Origin of the sequence: Streptomyces sp. DH12, from assembly GCF_020873895.1 — a bacterium.
GTDB lineage: Bacteria > Actinomycetota > Actinomycetes > Streptomycetales > Streptomycetaceae > Streptomyces.
In genome coordinates, this window is the sequence record NZ_JAHWGT010000511.1 from 1 (window position 1) to 581 (window position 581).

Below are 581 nucleotides of genomic sequence, written 5' to 3' on the forward strand. Positions count from 1 at the left end.
GGATTAGATACCCTGGTAGTCCACGCCGTAAACGATGTCTACTTGAAGGTTGTGGCCTTGAGCCGTGGCTTTCGGAGCTAACGCGTTAAGTAGACCGCCTGGGGAGTACGGTCGCAAGATTAAAACTCAAATGAATTGACGGGGGCCCGCACAAGCGGTGGAGCATGTGGTTTAATTCGATGCAACGCGAAGAACCTTACCTACTCTTGACATCCAGAGAATTCGCTAGAGATAGCTTAGTGCCTTCGGGAACTCTGAGACAGGTGCTGCATGGCTGTCGTCAGCTCGTGTTGTGAAATGTTGGGTTAAGTCCCGCAACGAGCGCAACCCTTATCCTTGTTTGCCAGCACGTAATGGTGGGAACTCCAGGGAGACTGCCGGTGATAAACCGGAGGAAGGTGGGGACGACGTCAAGTCATCATGGCCCTTACGAGTAGGGCTACACACGTGCTACAATGGCGTATACAGAGGGCTGCAAGCTAGCGATAGTGAGCGAATCCCACAAAGTACGTCGTAGTCCGGATTGGAGTCTGCAACTCGACTCCATGAAGTCGGAATCGCTAGTAATCGTGAATCAGAAT

The 581-nt window shown here is 52.0% G+C and carries 1 rRNA gene; it reads left to right on the forward strand.

Annotated elements, in window-relative coordinates:
- Window positions 1-581: ribosomal RNA gene (locus LPA54_RS35470) — 16S ribosomal RNA — on the forward strand; the annotation flags it as partial.